This is a genomic window from Nocardioides sp. (assembly GCF_044226305.1).
GTDB lineage: Bacteria > Actinomycetota > Actinomycetes > Propionibacteriales > Nocardioidaceae > Nocardioides.
Window position 1 is genome coordinate 166,418 of sequence record NZ_JBGAHF010000005.1, and the last position, 14,744, is coordinate 181,161.

14 protein-coding genes are annotated in these 14,744 nt (G+C 73.8%); 8 read left to right on the forward strand and 6 right to left on the reverse strand.

The features are described from left to right. The first annotated feature begins 35 nt into the window (after nucleotides 1-35). The 3 genes from ACILQ5_RS07465 (at nucleotide 36) to ACILQ5_RS07475 (ending at nucleotide 5,086) form a co-directional block, all read left to right on the forward strand. Entirely contained in the window at nucleotides 36-509 is a 474-nt protein-coding gene (locus tag ACILQ5_RS07465; RefSeq protein WP_395657347.1) for a PPOX class F420-dependent oxidoreductase, read from the forward strand. A 286-nt stretch (nucleotides 510-795) separates the two neighbouring features. Beyond that, nucleotides 796-3,741: a hypothetical protein gene (locus ACILQ5_RS07470; RefSeq protein ID WP_395657348.1), complete on the forward strand. Its 2,946-nt coding sequence runs from the start codon at nucleotides 796-798 to the stop codon at nucleotides 3,739-3,741. A gap of 61 nt (nucleotides 3,742-3,802) precedes the next feature. Next, nucleotides 3,803-5,086, forward strand: coding sequence for a protealysin inhibitor emfourin (locus ACILQ5_RS07475; RefSeq protein WP_395657349.1), 1,284 nt, complete (start codon nucleotides 3,803-3,805; stop codon nucleotides 5,084-5,086). A 96-nt stretch (nucleotides 5,087-5,182) separates the two neighbouring features. Here ACILQ5_RS07475 and ACILQ5_RS07480 read toward each other — a convergent pair whose 3' ends face one another. Further along, a complete protein-coding gene (locus ACILQ5_RS07480; protein ID WP_395657350.1) occupies nucleotides 5,183-5,872 on the reverse strand; it encodes an aspartate/glutamate racemase family protein in 690 nt (229 codons plus the stop codon). A gap of 155 nt (nucleotides 5,873-6,027) precedes the next feature. Beyond that, nucleotides 6,028-6,774, reverse strand: a complete 747-nt coding sequence (locus ACILQ5_RS07485) for an SDR family NAD(P)-dependent oxidoreductase (RefSeq protein ID WP_395657351.1) — start codon at nucleotides 6,772-6,774, stop codon at nucleotides 6,028-6,030. Between the two features lie 76 nt (nucleotides 6,775-6,850). On the opposite strand from ACILQ5_RS07485, the gene ACILQ5_RS07490 reads away from it, so the two are divergent. From ACILQ5_RS07490 to ACILQ5_RS07500, 3 genes are all read left to right on the forward strand, one after another. Continuing rightward, nucleotides 6,851-7,243, forward strand: a complete 393-nt coding sequence (locus tag ACILQ5_RS07490; RefSeq protein WP_395657352.1) for a hypothetical protein — start codon at nucleotides 6,851-6,853, stop codon at nucleotides 7,241-7,243. Nucleotides 7,244-7,370: 127 nt separating this feature from the next. Beyond that, nucleotides 7,371-8,603, forward strand: a complete 1,233-nt coding sequence (gene mshA, locus ACILQ5_RS07495) for a D-inositol-3-phosphate glycosyltransferase (RefSeq protein WP_395657353.1) — start codon at nucleotides 7,371-7,373, stop codon at nucleotides 8,601-8,603. Continuing rightward, on the forward strand, nucleotides 8,600-9,103 hold the full coding sequence (locus ACILQ5_RS07500) for a YbjN domain-containing protein (RefSeq protein ID WP_395657354.1): 504 nt from the start codon (nucleotides 8,600-8,602) through the stop codon (nucleotides 9,101-9,103). Before mshA ends, ACILQ5_RS07500 begins: the two co-directional genes overlap by 4 nt. Before the next feature lie 90 nt (nucleotides 9,104-9,193). On the opposite strand, the gene ACILQ5_RS07505 is transcribed toward ACILQ5_RS07500, so the two are convergent. Further along, nucleotides 9,194-10,138, reverse strand: a complete 945-nt coding sequence (locus tag ACILQ5_RS07505) for a DMT family transporter (protein WP_395657355.1) — start codon at nucleotides 10,136-10,138, stop codon at nucleotides 9,194-9,196. An 86-nt stretch (nucleotides 10,139-10,224) separates the two neighbouring features. Here ACILQ5_RS07505 and ACILQ5_RS07510 point away from each other — a divergent pair, with 86 nt between their 5' ends. After that, nucleotides 10,225-10,812: a maleylpyruvate isomerase N-terminal domain-containing protein gene (locus ACILQ5_RS07510; RefSeq protein WP_395657356.1), complete on the forward strand. Its 588-nt coding sequence runs from the start codon at nucleotides 10,225-10,227 to the stop codon at nucleotides 10,810-10,812. Nucleotides 10,813-10,862: 50 nt separating this feature from the next. Next, the gene (locus tag ACILQ5_RS07515) at nucleotides 10,863-12,023 is read left to right on the forward strand and encodes a hypothetical protein (protein ID WP_395657357.1); all 1,161 of its coding nucleotides are present in this window, start codon (nucleotides 10,863-10,865) and stop codon (nucleotides 12,021-12,023) included. Nucleotides 12,024-12,035: 12 nt separating this feature from the next. Here the strand turns inward: ACILQ5_RS07515 and ACILQ5_RS07520 are convergent, their stop codons facing one another. The 3 genes from ACILQ5_RS07520 to ACILQ5_RS07530 are packed head-to-tail and all read right to left on the reverse strand — an operon-like array spanning nucleotide 12,036 to nucleotide 14,670. Next, entirely contained in the window at nucleotides 12,036-12,830 is a 795-nt protein-coding gene (locus ACILQ5_RS07520) for a class I SAM-dependent methyltransferase (protein ID WP_395657358.1), read from the reverse strand. Between the two features lie 8 nt (nucleotides 12,831-12,838). Continuing rightward, the gene (locus ACILQ5_RS07525) at nucleotides 12,839-13,516 is read right to left on the reverse strand and encodes a response regulator (protein ID WP_395657359.1); all 678 of its coding nucleotides are present in this window, start codon (nucleotides 13,514-13,516) and stop codon (nucleotides 12,839-12,841) included. Continuing rightward, complete coding sequence (locus ACILQ5_RS07530; protein WP_395657360.1) at nucleotides 13,513-14,670, reverse strand: sensor histidine kinase; 1,158 nt, start codon at nucleotides 14,668-14,670, stop codon at nucleotides 13,513-13,515. The genes ACILQ5_RS07525 and ACILQ5_RS07530 overlap by 4 nt, the downstream gene beginning before the upstream one ends. Between the last annotated feature and the right edge of the window lie 74 nt (nucleotides 14,671-14,744).

Here is a 14,744-nt window from a genome sequence, read left to right on the forward strand (position 1 = left end):
GGGGTCGGTCGGCCGACCGACCTAGGCTGGACGGCATGCCGACGATCGCGACGAACGAGCGGGTGGACCGCGAGCAGCTGCTCGAGTTCGCCCGGACCCGTCACCACCTGGTGCTGGTCACCACGCGTGCGGACGGCCGCCCCCAGCTCTCGCCGGTCACCGGCGGGGTCGACGCCGAGGGGCGGATCGTCATCTCGACGTACCCCGACCGGGCCAAGGCCGTGAACCTGCGCCGCACCCCCGCCGCGTCGGTGCTGGTGCTCTCGGACGACTTCGGCGACGCCTGGGTGCAGGTCGACGGGACCGCCGAGGTGCTCGACATGCCCTCGACCGAGGCCGAGGACGGGCTGGTGGAGTACTTCCGGTGCATCTCCGGCGAGCACCCCGACTGGGACGAGTACCGCGACGCCATGCGCCGCCAGGGCAAGTCGCTGATCCGGATCACCGTCGACCGCTGGGGACCGATCGCGACCGGTGGGTTCCCGCCGGACCGCGCCCCGGTCGGCTGAGCAGCACCCGGGACGTCATCCGAGCGGGTCGTTCCGGCAGCCACCTCGTATGACGCAACCCGGGGCGGCCCGGGACGTCATGCGGGTCGGTCGCTCGGGCAGCCACCTCATATGACGCAACCCCGAGGCGGCCCGCGGGACGTCATGCGGGTCGGTCGCTCCGGCAGCCACCTCGGATGACGCAACCCCGAGGCCCGCGGCGGCGGGAGAGGGGGGCCCGGAGCCGGTCCAGACCCCCCGCGGACAGCGGGATCGGAGCGGCCGGGAGCGCGGATAGGGTGAAGGTGTGCGCGCCCCCCTGGGCCGTCTGGTCGCCCTAGCCATGATCCTCGCGGGGCTCGGGACCGCGTCCGTGGCGCGCGCGGAGGCGGCCGACGCCGTCGCCGGCGACAAGCCGACCGCGATCGGGCTGGCGAAGAACGGCACGACGTACGTCGGGTTCTCCACCGGCGGCAAGCTCCAGCGCATCAACTCCGGCGGCAAGCTCCACGGCTCGGTGCCGCTGGACCAGGACGAGGCCGTCGACGGCCTCGACGTCGCCGCGAACGGCGACATCTGGGTCGACTACGAGACCGGCGTCTCGCTGCTCAGCCCGAGCGGGCACGTCCGCATGCACTTCGACCACGACCCGCTGCGCACCTGCGACAGCAGCACGCCCGCGACCCGGTACGGCGGCATCGCGGTCGCCGACAACCGCATCTACGTCGCCAACCGGTGCGCCAACAGCCTGTCGGTCTACGCCCGCAACGGGGACCTGCTGACGACCGTCGGCCTGCCCGGCCGCCCGCGCGGGGTCGCGTACGGCGTCGCGCAGGCCGGCCGCCCGGCGTTCGTCTACGTGGCGCTGCCGGACCGGGGCCAGGTGCTCTCCTTCAAGGCCTCCTCGCTGCGCGGCTCGTCGAGCCCGGCCAGCCGCTACACGCTCAAGCGTCCGCGCGGCGGTGCGCGCCCCGAGCCCGGTGGCGTCGTCGTCGACCGGCACGGCCAGCTGACCGTGACCGACATGGCGAACAACGCGCTCTACCTGGTCAACACCAACTACCGCTACTCGCTCTACCGCACCCTCGGCCACCCGCCGCACGCCAGCCGCGCGGTCGGCCGGCTCAACTCGCCCGGTGCGCTGGCCCAGCACGACCAGGACGGCGGCGGGCTCTCGGGCAACTACTTCGTCCTCGACACCGACAACACCCGCGTGCAGCGGTGGAGCACCGGTGGCTACAGCTACTGGAGCCGCGGCGTGCGCGCCGGGGCCGGCGGCGACGACGACGGCGGCGGGGGCGGCGGTGGCGCCCCGGCCAACGTCGCCTCGCCCTCCATCTCGGGGACCGCGGTCGTCGGCAACACGCTCAGCTGCTCGTCCGGCTCGTGGACCGGCGCCAAGCCGATCAACTACGCCTACACCTGGAACCGGGACGGCGCCGCGATCTCGGGTGCCGGCACGTCGATCTACACCGTCAGCAGCGACGACTCGGGCGCTCGCCTCAGCTGCACCGTCCGGGCGACCAACGCCAAGGGCAGCGCCCAGGCGACGTCGGCGTCGGTCACGGTCGGCGGCGGTGGCGGCGGCGACGGACCGACGAACCAGGTCCCACCGGTGATCTCCGGCACCCCGGCCGTCGGCCAGGTCCTGACCTGCAGCACCGGGTTCTGGTCCGGCGGCGGCCCCAGCGACCCGATCGTCTACACCTACCAGTGGCGCCGCGCCGGTGCGCCGATCGCGGGCGAGACGACAGCGACCCACACGGTGGTCGCCGCCGACAGCGGGACCGCGCTGACCTGCACGGTCACCGCGGCCAGCTCGGGTGGCAGCGCCTCGGCGACCTCGGCCGCGGTGACCGTCGGCGGCTCGGGGACCGCGCCCACCAACGTCTCCCCGCCGACCATCAGCGGCACCGCCAGCCCCGGCGAGACCCTCACCTGCAACCCCGGGACCTGGTCCGGCAGCGGGATCAGCTACTCCTACGCGTGGCGCCGCGGCGTCACCGACGCCGGGTCGGGGCCCACCTACACCGTGCTCAGCAGCGACGTCGGTCTCTCGCTGACCTGCGTGGTGACCGCGACCTCGGCGGGCGGGACCGCCTCGGCGCCGTCCGCGGCGGTGACGGTCTCCGGGCCCTCCGGTCACGCCCCCGCCAACACCGCGCCGCCGGTGATCAGTGGCACCCCCGCGGTCGGTCAGACCCTCACCTGCAGCAACGGCACCTGGACCGGCGCGCCGACGTCGTTCCAGTACGTCTGGCGCCGCAACGGCGCGGCGATCAGCGGCGCCACGGCGTCGACGTACGTCGTCGTGGCCGGTGACGCCGGCGCCAGCCTGGTCTGCACGGTGGTGGCCACCAACGGGTCCGGGGACGGTGCCGCCAGCTCCGCGCCCGTGGTGGTCTCCGACGGCTCGCCGCCGGTCAACACGGCGACCCCCACGGTGAGCGGCACCGGCGCCGTCGCGACGGCGCTGACCTGCGCCCCGGGCACCTGGACCGGCGGCGGCATCAGCTACCACTACGTCTGGAACCGCAACGGCACCCCCGTCGCGGACACCGACTCCGACAAGTACGTCGTCCTCTCGGCCGACCAGGGCGCGTCGATGAGCTGCACCGTGACCGCCTCGAACGGCGCGGGCACGGCGGCCGCCACCTCCGGCGGCAAGACCGTCCCCGCGGTGCCGGGCGGGTCGCCGACCGTGACGACGCCGCCGTCGATCAGCGGCACGACGGGCACCGGGCAGACCCTGACCTGCGCGGTCGGCACGTGGACCGGGTCGCCCACGTCGTACACCGTGGTCTGGCAGCGGGACGGGGCGACGATCGGCACCGGCACCACCTACGTGCAGGTGGCCGCCGACCAGGACCACGCCCTGCGCTGCCTGGTCGTCGCGTCCAACGCGGCCGGCAAGGGCGCGGCCCGGTCCGAGGCGGTCGGTGGCTCCACGGGCTGCAGCGGCGAGGTCGGCGTGCTGATCAACGGCGGTGCTGCCGAGACGACGAACCCGGCCGTCCAGCTGACCATCCGGGCGCCGGCCGGGGCCACGACGGTCGCGGTGTCGAACCACGCGTCGATGGCCGGCGCGACGGTGTTCCCGCTGGCGGGCGGCTGCACGGTCCCGTGGACGATGGACTCGATCCCCGGGCTCCCGCTCACCTGGTCGGTCTACGTGCAGTTCGACAACGACGCGACGACGTACAGCGACGCGATCGTGGTCAACCAGCCGGCCGCGCGGCTGAGCCTCTGGTGACCCGACCCCTGGTGAGCACGAACCTGCTTTGACGCTCGCGGTCCCGGGGAAGGGTGGGGGCATGGACGACGTCTGCCGGTTCGTGCCCCCGTACCTGCTCGAGCGGATCGCCCCGGGAAGCATCGTGGTCGACCGGATGCACCGAGGCCGGCGCTCTGCGCTGCTGCTCGAGGGCCGGTCGGTCGTCGCCCCCGGCGGCGCGGCCTGGACCGTGCACGACGCCGGCCACGACACCGCCCTGCCCGGGCGCGCGGTGCGGGCCGCCGGCCAGCCCGCGACCGGGGACGCCGCCGTCGACGAGGCGGCCGACGGGATCGCCGCCGCGCTCGCGCTGTACGCGGAGGTCTACGGCCGCTCGTCGTACGACGGCCGCGGCGCGCCGGTCACCCTCAGCGTCCACTACGGCCAGGACTACGACAACGCCTTCTGGAACGGTCTCCAGCTGGTCTTCGGCGACGGGGATGGGACGGTGTTCGAGCGGTTCACCCGGCCGGTCGACGTGCTCGGCCACGAGCTCACCCACGCGGTCACCGAGCACACCGCCGGGCTGCGCTACCAGGACCAGCCCGGGGCGCTCAACGAGTCCGTCTCCGACGTGTTCGCGTCCTGCCTCAAGCAGCGGCTGCTCGGCCAGTCACCCGCGGAGGCCGACTGGCTGATCGGCGAGGGGATCTTCGCGCCGTCGGTGCGGGCACGCGCGCTGCGCGACATGGCCGCGCCCGGCACGGCGTACGACGACCCGCGGCTCGGCAAGGACCCGCAGGTCGGCCACCTCGACGACTACGTGGAGACCGGCGACGACAACGGCGGGGTGCACATCAACTCCGGCATCCCGAACCGCGCCTTCCAGCTCGCCGCGGTCGCGCTCGGTGGCACGTCGTGGGAGGGCGCCGGGCGGGTCTGGTACGCCGCGCTCACCGGCGGCGCGGTCACCGCCGACACCGACTTCGCGGGGTTCGCCGCGGCGACGGTCGACGCCGCGGGCGAGCACGCGGACGCCGTACGCCGGGCGTGGGCGACGGTCGGCGTCACCGGCTCGTCGGGGACGGCGGGTGCCGGTGGCGCGGCGACCGGGTCGGGGTCGCGGCGGGTGAGCGTGCAGCGCACCGGCGGGTTCGCCGGCCTGCGGACCTCCGGCGAGCTCGACCTCGACGGCGCCGACCCGCGGGCCCCGGAGGTCGCGGCCCTCGTCGACCGCGTCGACCTGGCTGCGCTGCCCGGCGGTGACCCGCAGCCGGACCGCTACGTCTACGACCTCGACCTCTGCGGCGACTGCGCCCGGGTCCCCGAGCAGCACCTCACCCCCGACCTGGCCCGGCTCGTGGAGCTGGTGCTGGCGGGATAGTCCCTGACCTTTGCGCCCTTCGGGCGCCGTTCCGGGGCGAGAACGTCAGGGACTATCCCGGCGGGCGGACGGGCGGGCGAGCGGGGAGAACCGGCCTCAGCCCAGGGCGCGGTCGAGCGCGGCGGCGACGTGCAGGGTGGTGCAGGGGAAGACCGGGATGTTGGCGTCGGCCTGGCGCACCAGCATCTCGAGCTCGGTGCAGCCGAGGATCACGCCGCCCGCGCCGGCGTCCCAGAGCTCGTCGATGAGCTCGACGACCGTACGCCGCGAGGAGTCGAGCACCTTGCCGTGCACGAGCTCGTCGTAGATGACCCGGTTCAGCGTCGCGTGGTGCCGCTCGTCCGGGACGTGCACCGTCAGGCCGTGCGAGGCGATCCGGTCGGTGAAGAACGAGCGCGACATCGCGAACGTCGTCCCGAGGAACCCGACCTCCGTGACGCCCTGCGCCGTGCAGGCGTCGGCGACGACGTCGGCCAGGTGCAGCAGCGGGATGTCGACCGCCTCGGCCACCTGGTCGGCGACCCGGTGGAACGTCGTCGTGCACAGCACCAGGAAGTCGGCACCGGCCAGCTCGGCGCCGCGCGCGGCCCGGGCGAGCACCTCGGCGACGTCGTCCCAGCGCTCCTGCTCCTGCAGCGCGGTGACCTCGGCGAAGTCGACCGAGACCATCGCGGTCCGCGCCGACGAGAGCCCGCCGAGGCGCTCCTCGACGCCCTGGTTGAGCGCCTCGTAGTAGACCGCGCTGCTCTCCCAGCTCATCCCGCCGACGAGTCCGATGGTCTGCATGGCGGTGAGTCTGTCAGATGCCCGCGGTATGTCCAGGCTGGATCTGGTGGTGGGATCGTCCAGCTCCGCCCGCTGGGTCTCGACACGCCCGTCGCGACCTCCTGCGTCGGTCGCGGGGCTCGCTCGACCTCCACCGCGTCAGACCTTCGCTTCGCTCAGGTCTGGCGGTGGACCTTGTGCTGGGCAGCCTGGGCCTTCGGCCGGATCACCAGCTCGTCGACGCTCACGTGCGAGGGTCGGGTGACCATCCAGGTGATCGCGTCGGCGATGTCGTCGGCGACCAGCGGCTCGGCGACCCCGGCGTACACGGCCGCGGCCTTCTCCTCGTCCCCGCCGAACCGGACCAGCCCGAACTCCTCGGTCCGCACCATCCCGGGGGCGATCTCCATCACCCGGACCGGCTGGTCGTAGAGCTCCAGGCGCAGGGTCTCGTTGACGACCCGGGTGCCGTGCTTGGCCGCGGTGTAGCCGGCGCCGCCCTCGTAGGCGATCCGGCCGGCGGTGGAGCCGACGTTGAGGACCACGCCGTCCCCGCTCGCCACCAGTGCGGGCAGCAGCGCCCGGGTGACCTGCATCAGGCCGACCACGTTGACCTCGAACATCCGGCGCCACTCGTCGCTGTCGGCCTCCGCGACCGGCCCGGCCCCGAACGCGCCGCCGGCGTTGTTGACGAGGACGTCGAGCCGGTCGCCGACCGCGCTCGCCAGCGCCGCGACCGAGGCCTCGTCGGTGACGTCGCAGGCGACCGCCGTACCCCCGATCTCCGCGGCGAGCGCCTCGATCCGGTCGGTGCGCCGGGCCGCGCAGAAGACGTGGAAGCCCTCCCGGGCCAGGTGGCGGGCGGTCGCGGCGCCGATGCCGCTGCTCGCCCCGGTCACGACGGCGGTGCGGGTGTGGTCCATGGCGCCATTCTGGTCGGCGGCCGCAAGCAGTGGCACACTGACCTGTCGTCTCACACCCCCGTCGAAGGAGACGTAGATGCGCCTTGCCGTGGCGATCGCCGCCGTGGTCGGCGGACTCTGCTGGATCGTCGCCGCGTGGGTCGGCGTCCTGTTCTGGGTCGGAGCGGTGCTCCTCACCGTGGCCGTCCTCGCCGCGGGCGCGGCGCTCGTCAGCCGCACCGCGACCTGGCTGCGCGCGGTCGTCGCCGTGTGCTTCCTGGCGCTGGTCGCGTCGGTGCTCGGCGTGCTGCGCGACAACGTCGACCACGCCGTGCTGCTGGTCGCGGCCGGTCTCGTCGCCGTGGCCGTCGGCGCCCCCGCGGTGGTCCGGACCCGCCGCGCCGAGGGGGAGGCCGGTGGCTCCCGGCGCCCCGAGCGCGGTCAGCGCGCCCAGCGCGGCCCCCGGGCCCCGGGCGCGCACGCCGCCTGATCGGCCACCGGGCGGTCCTGGCGGCGGCCGATCCGGGAATCAACCCGGCGCCGCGGTTGTTCACCGTGGTTGACCAGCGTTGCAACCGAGCTCCGAGGTGGATGTGGACCCGATCCGTCGTGCGGCGATGATCAGCCTGCACACGTCCCCTCTCGACCAGCCGGGCACCGGCGACGCCGGCGGCATGAACGTCTACGTGATCGAGCTGTCCCGCCGGCTCGCGGCGCAGGGCATCGAGGTCGACGTCTTCACCCGCGCGACCCGGTCCACGCTCGATCAGGTCGTCCCCGCCGGCGACGGCGTCACCGTGCGGCACGTGCACGCCGGTCCGTTCGAGGGCCTGACCAAGGCCGAGCTCCCCGGCCAGATGTGCGCGTTCGCGCGCGAGGTGCTGCGCGCCGAGGCCGCGCAGCCCGAGGGCCACTACGACGTGGTGCACTCCCACTACTGGCTCTCCGGGCAGGTCGGCGCGCTCGCCCGCGACCGCTGGGGCGTCCCGCTCGTCCACACCATGCACACGATGGCGAAGGTCAAGAACGAGGCGCTCGCCGAGGGCGACACCCCGGAGCCCGCGGCCCGGATCATCGGTGAGGAGCAGGTCGTCGAGGCCGCCGACATGCTGGTCGCGAACACCGACCTCGAGGCCAAGCAGCTGATCAACCTGTACGACGCGGACCCGGGCCGCCTCGAGGTCGTGCACCCCGGCGTGGACCTGTCGGTCTTCCGGCCGCACGACACCCGCGAGGTCCGGGCCGGGCTCGGCCTGCCGGCCGACGCGGCCGTGCTGCTCTTCGCGGGCCGGATCCAGCCCCTCAAGGCCCCCGACGTGCTGCTGCGTGCGGTCGCCGAGCTGCTCGAGCAGAGCCCGTCGATGCGGTCCCGGCTGGTCGTCCCGGTCGTGGGCGGCCCCTCCGGCAGCGGCCTGGAGCACCCCGAGTCGCTCGCCCAGCTCGCGACCGAGCTCGGCCTCGACGACGTGGTCCGGTTCGTGCCGCCGGTCGCCCAGGACGAGCTCGCGCGCTGGTACGCCGCTGCCACCCTGGTCGCCGTGCCCTCCTACAACGAGTCCTTCGGGCTGGTCGCGGTCGAGGCCCAGGCCACCGGCACCCCGGTCGTCGCCGCCGCGGTGGGCGGCCTCACCACCGTCGTACGCGACGGCAGCAGCGGGCTGCTCGTCGACGGCCACGACCCGCACAGCTGGGCCGCGGCGCTGCGCCGGGTCGTCGAGGACGACGACCTGCGGGTGCGGCTGGAGACCGGCGCGCTCGAGCAGGCGCGGCGGTTCTCCTGGGACCGCACCGCCGAGCGGGTGCTCGAGGTCTACGGCCGGGCCCGCGCCGAGCTGCGGGAGACGGTGTGAGCGACCCCGCGCACGACCCGGCGCAGGTGATCCGCGACCACCTGACCGAGACCGGCGTCGAGTACGACGAGGTCGCCGACGGGGTCTTCTCCTTCGCGCTGCCCGGCGAGAAGAAGCTGCAGACCGCCGTCCGGCTCGACGTCGGGGCGCACGTCCTCGGCGTGCACGCGTTCGTGTGCCGCAAGCCCGACGAGAACCACGAGCGCGTCTACCGCTGGCTGCTCGAGCGCAACCTGCGGATGTACGGCGTCGCGTTCGCCCTCGACCGGCTCGGCGACATCTACCTCGACGGCCGGCTGCCGCTCGCCGCCGTCACCCCCGACGAGCTCGACCGGCTGCTCGGCTCGGTGCTCACCTACGCCGACGAGTCGTTCAACACCATCCTCGAGCTCGGCTTCGCCTCCTCGATCCGCAAGGAGTGGGAGTGGCGCACCCTGCGCGGCGAGCCCACCCACAACCTCGAGGCGTTCCGCGGCTGGCTCGAGGCCGACGACAGTTGAGTCGTGGGTGGTGACCCGTTGAGTCGAGGGTTCGTGCCACGTCGTGGTCAGAACCCTCGACTCGAGTGGTCAGAACCCTCGACTCGACCGTCACGCCGGCGCCGGGACGTCGACGACCGGGCGGGGGCGGGGCTTGCGCCGGGCGACGGCCACGCCGACGAGGGCGAGTGCGCCACCGACGTACGCCATCGGGGGCGGCGCCTCGCCCAGGAACACCACGCCCATGACGATCGTGATCGGCGGGACGAGGTACGTCGTCACGCCGAGGTTGCTGGCACTCATGTGTCGCAGCGCGTAGGCGTAGGTGGTGAAGGCGATCGCGGTCGGGAAGACACCGAGGTAGACGATCCACACGATCGAGGACACCGACGCGGCGGCGGTCTCGTCGGCCAGCCGGCCCGCGAACGGCAGGCAGGAGATCGCGCCGACGGTGCACGCCAGCCAGACGACGTGGATCGCGGGGAGCCGGGCGACCAGCGGCTTCTGGAGGATCAGGCTGATCGAGTAGACGACCGCCGAGACCAGGCACAGGACGACGCCGAGCACGTCGTTGCCGCCGTCGGCGGACCCGGACGTCGAGAGGCTGATCAGCCCGACGCCGCTGAACGCGAGCGCGAGGCCGAGCCCGAGGTAGAGCGTGAACCGCTCGTGCAGGAACACCGCGGCCAGCAGGGCGATCAGCACCGGCGAGACCTGGATCAGCATCGCGGCGGTGCCGGCGTCGACGCGCCGCTCACCGGCGTTGAGCGCGACGTTGTAGACGCCGAACCAGAGCACGCCGATCAGCACGATCGACACCCACTCGCGGCCGGTCGGCCGGGGCAGCCCGCGGCTGAGCGCGGCGACGCCGAGGCAGACCGAGCCGACGAGCAGCCGCCCGAGGGTCAGCGCGCCCGGGGAGAAGTCCTCGCCGAGGTGCCGGATCGCCACGAACGCGGACGCCCAGAACACCAGCGTCACCGCGACGGCCGTCACCGGCATCCAGGTGGGCGGGCTCGTCGCGGGGGCGCGGTCCGCAGCCGTCGTACTCGTCACCTGCCAAGAGTAGGGACCGGCACCGACCTCGGACACGCGGAAATCGGACGTCGAGGCGCGATCCACCGCCATGTCAGGATCGCACGGTGACGGATCGGACGCCGGAGCAGCTCGCAGACCTGCTCGCCGACACCTACGACGCGTTCACGGCGCACGTGACCGGCCTGGCGCCGGCCGGGCTCGAGCAGCCCACCCGCGCCCCCGCCTGGAACGTGCGGCAGCTGCTCTTCCACCAGCTCCTCGACGCCCAGCGCGCGCTGGTCGCGCTCGCGACGCCGGCGAGCGGCGAGCCGGACGTCGACGACGTCACCTACTGGCGTCCGTTCCTGCCGTCCGGGGGCGGCGACGACGCGGCGCACGCCCGGTTCGTGGTCGCCGTCGCCGACGCGTACGACGGCCCGCGGGGTCTCCTCGCCCAGTGGACCGCGACCGCGGGCGCCGCCGGGCACGCGGCGCGCGCCGCCGACCCGGAGGGCCGGATCGCGACGCAGGGGCACGTGCTGACGGTGCCGGACTTCGTGTCCACGCTCCTCGTCGAGGCGACCATCCACCTGCTCGACGCGCACGGCGCCCCGCCGCCGGCCGCGGTCGCGCACACCCGCCGGGTGCTCGAGGCGATCGACGGCGAACCCCTTCCGCCCGGTTCCGACGCGGAGGTCGTCCGGCTCCGGTAGGGTCCGGGCGCGGCCTCGGGACGCTGTTCGTCCACAAACGGAAGGTCGGCATGCCCCGTCTCGCCCTCGCCTCGCTCGCCGCGGCCGCCCTCGGGCTGGCCCTGGTCCCCCTCACCGGCGCCTCGACCTCCGCGGTCGCGGACGAGGGGACCGTCACGATGAGCGGCACGGCCTACCAGTTCAACACCGTCCACACGATGCTCGCGGGCGCGACCATCCACGTCCTCGAGGACGAGGGCCTCACGACCACCGTCGCCGACGACGGGACCTACGCCCTGGAGGTGCCCGACCACGCCGAGGTGACGCCGTACATCACCAAGGACGGCTACGGGACGATCTACCTGCAGACCTTCAGCACCGACGGCCAGGACCTCGTCAACGTCAACTTCCAGACCCCCACCCTCGGGGTGCGCGACCTGCTCGCGCTGGTGCTCGACATCGACACCGACGAGGCGGGCTACCCCGCGCAGTGCGCCGTGGTCAGCACGGTGAGCACCAAGCAGGTCCGGGGCGTGACCTACCAGCAGTTCATCGACTGGGGCGCCCACGGCGTCGCCGGCGTCCAGGCGCACATCACCCCCGAGGCCGGCCAGCGGACCTACTTCAACGAGAGCGTCATCCCCGACCGGACCCAGACCGAGACGTCCTCGGACGGCGGCGTCGTCTGGACCGAGATCCCGGCCGGCGACTACACGCTCTCCGCCGAGGGCGCCGGCTCCGCGTGGCCCGACGTGCACGTGAAGTGCGCCGACGGGCGCATCGTCAACGCCAACCCGCCCTGGGGCCTCAACCAGCTGGCCACCACCGTGCCGACCAAGGTGCGCGCGGGCTGGCAGGCCGACCGGCGGGGTACGCCGACGCTGAGCCGCCTCACGGTCGACAAGGTGCCCACGCAGGTGCTGCCGGAGGCGGCCGTCGAGAACGGCGAGACGATCGACTACCGCGGGGTGGTGACGGTCTCCTGCTCCGGTGCCGGGTGCTTCGCGCCGCGGACCACGCCGGGCAGCATGAAGAAGCCCGTCGACCTGATGAAGCTGCTCGGTCCCGCGGCGGTGAAGAAGCTCAAGCCCGGCCGGACCCTCGAGGTCAGCCTCGCCGTGCCCGGCTACAACGCCCGGGTCGACCGGTGGAGGATCGGCAAGCACGGCACGCCCAGCCGCACCACGGCCTGCATCCCGCTGGGCTGGAGCGCCGAGCAGCCGACCTGCTGAGACTCGCGGTCGCTACGGCGCGAGGCGGCGGACGCGGAGCACGCAGGTCAGCATCGGCAGCGTGAACTCGCCCCGGGCGGTCTCGGGCCGCCCGCCGAGGTAGGCGCGCACCCGGTCCAGCACGGCGGTTCGCTCCGCCTCCGGCATGACGAGCATCCCCGCACGCGTCGCCAGGGTGGCGACGAGGGAGTCCGCGGTACGGCGCTGCCCGTGGGGGAGCTCGGCGCGTTCCGGTGACTCGAACCGGGCGACCTGCCCGGCGCCCGGGAGGTGGGCCCCGGCCGTCGCGGCTCGCCAGCTGCTGAGGGTGTCGCGGGGTCCGACGGCCGCCGGTCCGGCGACCTGCTCGAGCCCGGCGACCCAGCCGACGCGGTCGTCGAGGACGTTCCAGAGCCCGGCGAGGGTGCCGCCGGGAGCGAGGACGCGTGCGATCTCCGGGCCGGCGGCGTCCATGTCGAACCAGTGCAGGGCATTGCCGGCGACCACGGCATCCACGGACCCGTCCGGCAGCGGCACCGCCTCCGCGCTGCCCGCCAGGGCGCGGACGGTCGGCAGCGCCCGGCGCAGCTCGGCCAGCATCGCCGGGTCCGGCTCGACCGCGACGACCTCGGCGACATCAACGCCGAGGGCGAGCAGCGTCGCGGTCAGCTTGCCCGTCCCGGCACCGAGGTCGAGCACGCGCGGACCGGGTGCGGCCGCGAGCGCCCAGCGGACCGCCTCCCGTGCGTAGTCGGGCCGGTGCTCGGCGTACGCGCCCGCGGCCGTGCCGAACGACGAGCCGAGGTCCCGCGGTCCGCCGTGCGCCACGCGTCGCCTCAGAGATCCAGCTTGTAGCCGAGCCCGCGGACGGTGACGAGGTACTTCGGCTCGCCCGGGTCGGGCTCGATCTTGGCGCGCAGCCGCTTGACGTGGACGTCGAGGGTCTTGGTGTCGCCGACGTAGTCGGAGCCCCACACCCGGTCGATGAGCTGGCCGCGGGTGAGCACCCGGCCGGGGTTGCGCAGGAACATCTCGAGGAGCTCGAACTCCTTGAGCGGCAGCTTCTGCTGCTGGCCGTCGACGGTCACGACGTGCCGCTCGACGTCCATCCGCACCGGCCCGGCCTCGAGCGCGGCCGGGGCGAGCTCCGGCTCCTGGCCGCGCCGCAGGACGGCGCGGATGCGGGCGACCAGCTCGCGCGGCGAGTAGGGTTTGGTGACGTAGTCGTCGGCGCCGAGCTCGAGGCCGACGACCTTGTCGACCTCGTCGTCCTTGGCGCTCACCATGATCACCGGGACGCTCGAGGTCTGCCGGATCTGGCGGCACACCTCGGTGCCGGGGATGCCCGGGAGCATCAGGTCGAGCAGCACGATGTCGGCGCCGTTGCGGTCGAACTCGGTGAGCGCGGCGTTGCCGTCCGCGGCGATCGCGACCTCGAAGCCCTCCTTGCGCAGCATGTAGGCGAGAGCGTCGCTGTAGCTCTCTTCGTCCTCGACGACGAGTACCCGGGTCACCGGCCTGCCTCCTGGTTCCGTGCCTCTGCTGATCGGGCCGAGACGTAGCGGGGCAAGGTCAGTGTGAAGGTCGACCCCTGCCCCTCGACGGACCACACGCGGACGTCGCCGCCGTGGGTTGCCGCCACGTGCTTGACGATGGACAGGCCGAGCCCGGTGCCACCGGTGGAGCGGTGCCGGGCCGGGTCGACCCGGTAGAACCGCTCGAAGATGCGGTCGATCTCGCCCGCCGGGATGCCGATGCCCTGGTCGACGACCGAGATCTCGACCATGTCGTCCTCGACCTTGGTCGAGACCAGGACGGTCGCGTCCGGCTCGGAGTAGGACACCGCGTTGGCGACCAGGTTGGCGACCGCGGCCATCACCTGCTCCTCGTTGCCGAACACCTCGAGGTGCGGCACCCCGCCGGTCACCACTGAGATCCGCTTGGCGTCGGCGTCGATCGCGCTGGTGTCGACGGCGATCTTGATGACCTCGTCGATGTCGACGGCGATCGGGTGGTCCAGCGGCTCGTCGCCCTGGAGCCGGGAGAGCTCGATGACCTGCTGCACCAGCCGGGAGAGCCGGTCGCTCTCGGTGAGCATCCGGTGGGAGAACCGCTTGACCGCCTCCGGGTCGCCCGCGGCGTCGTGGACCGCCTCGGCCAGCAGGCGGATGGCACCGACCGGCGTCTTGAGCTCGTGGCTGACGTTGGCGACGAAGTCCCGGCGTACCGCCTCGACCCGCCGCTCGCGGGTCCGGTCCTCGACCAGCGCCAGCACCAGCCGGGCGCCCAGCGGGGCGACCCGGGCGGTGACGTGCCGCGGGGACGACGCGGGGCGGTCCATGAGCAGTTCGGTCTCGCGGATCTGGCCGTCGCGGCGCACCTGGTGGACCAGGTCGGCGAGCTCGGTGGAGGCCAGCGCGGTGCCCCGCACCAGGCCCATGGCGTACGCCGGCGCGGAGGCCTTGAGCACGACGTCGGAGTCGTCGACGAGGACCGCGCTGCTGCGCAGCACGGAGAGCACGGTCGCCACGCCGTCGGGCACCGCCGGCTCCTCGATGGGCGGCGAGGGGTGCTGCTGGCGGTCGCTGACGTGCCACGCGAGCACGGCGCCGCCGGCGACAACGGCTCCGATGAGCGCGGCGACGAACGCCTGCGTCGTCGGATCCACGCTTGAATGGTACGAGTGATTTCACCCGGGGTTCGCCAGGAGCCGCCGGGCTTCGGGATGTTCACCCCCCGTTC

What these genes read in the sequence shown, in the direction of transcription:
- ACILQ5_RS07490 (WP_395657352.1), top strand. Translation starts at nt 6,851, where the DNA reads ATGCGCCTTGCCGTGGCGATCGCCGCCGTGGTCGGCGGACTCTGCTGG.
- ACILQ5_RS07480 (WP_395657350.1), bottom strand. Translation starts at nt 5,872, where the DNA reads ATGCAGACCATCGGACTCGTCGGCGGGATGAGCTGGGAGAGCAGCGCG.
- ACILQ5_RS07515 (WP_395657357.1), top strand. Translation starts at nt 10,863, where the DNA reads ATGCCCCGTCTCGCCCTCGCCTCGCTCGCCGCGGCCGCCCTCGGGCTG.
- ACILQ5_RS07485 (WP_395657351.1), bottom strand. Translation starts at nt 6,774, where the DNA reads ATGGACCACACCCGCACCGCCGTCGTGACCGGGGCGAGCAGCGGCATC.
- mshA (WP_395657353.1), top strand. Translation starts at nt 7,371, where the DNA reads ATGATCAGCCTGCACACGTCCCCTCTCGACCAGCCGGGCACCGGCGAC.
- ACILQ5_RS07465 (WP_395657347.1), top strand. Translation starts at nt 36, where the DNA reads ATGCCGACGATCGCGACGAACGAGCGGGTGGACCGCGAGCAGCTGCTC.
- ACILQ5_RS07475 (WP_395657349.1), top strand. Translation starts at nt 3,803, where the DNA reads ATGGACGACGTCTGCCGGTTCGTGCCCCCGTACCTGCTCGAGCGGATC.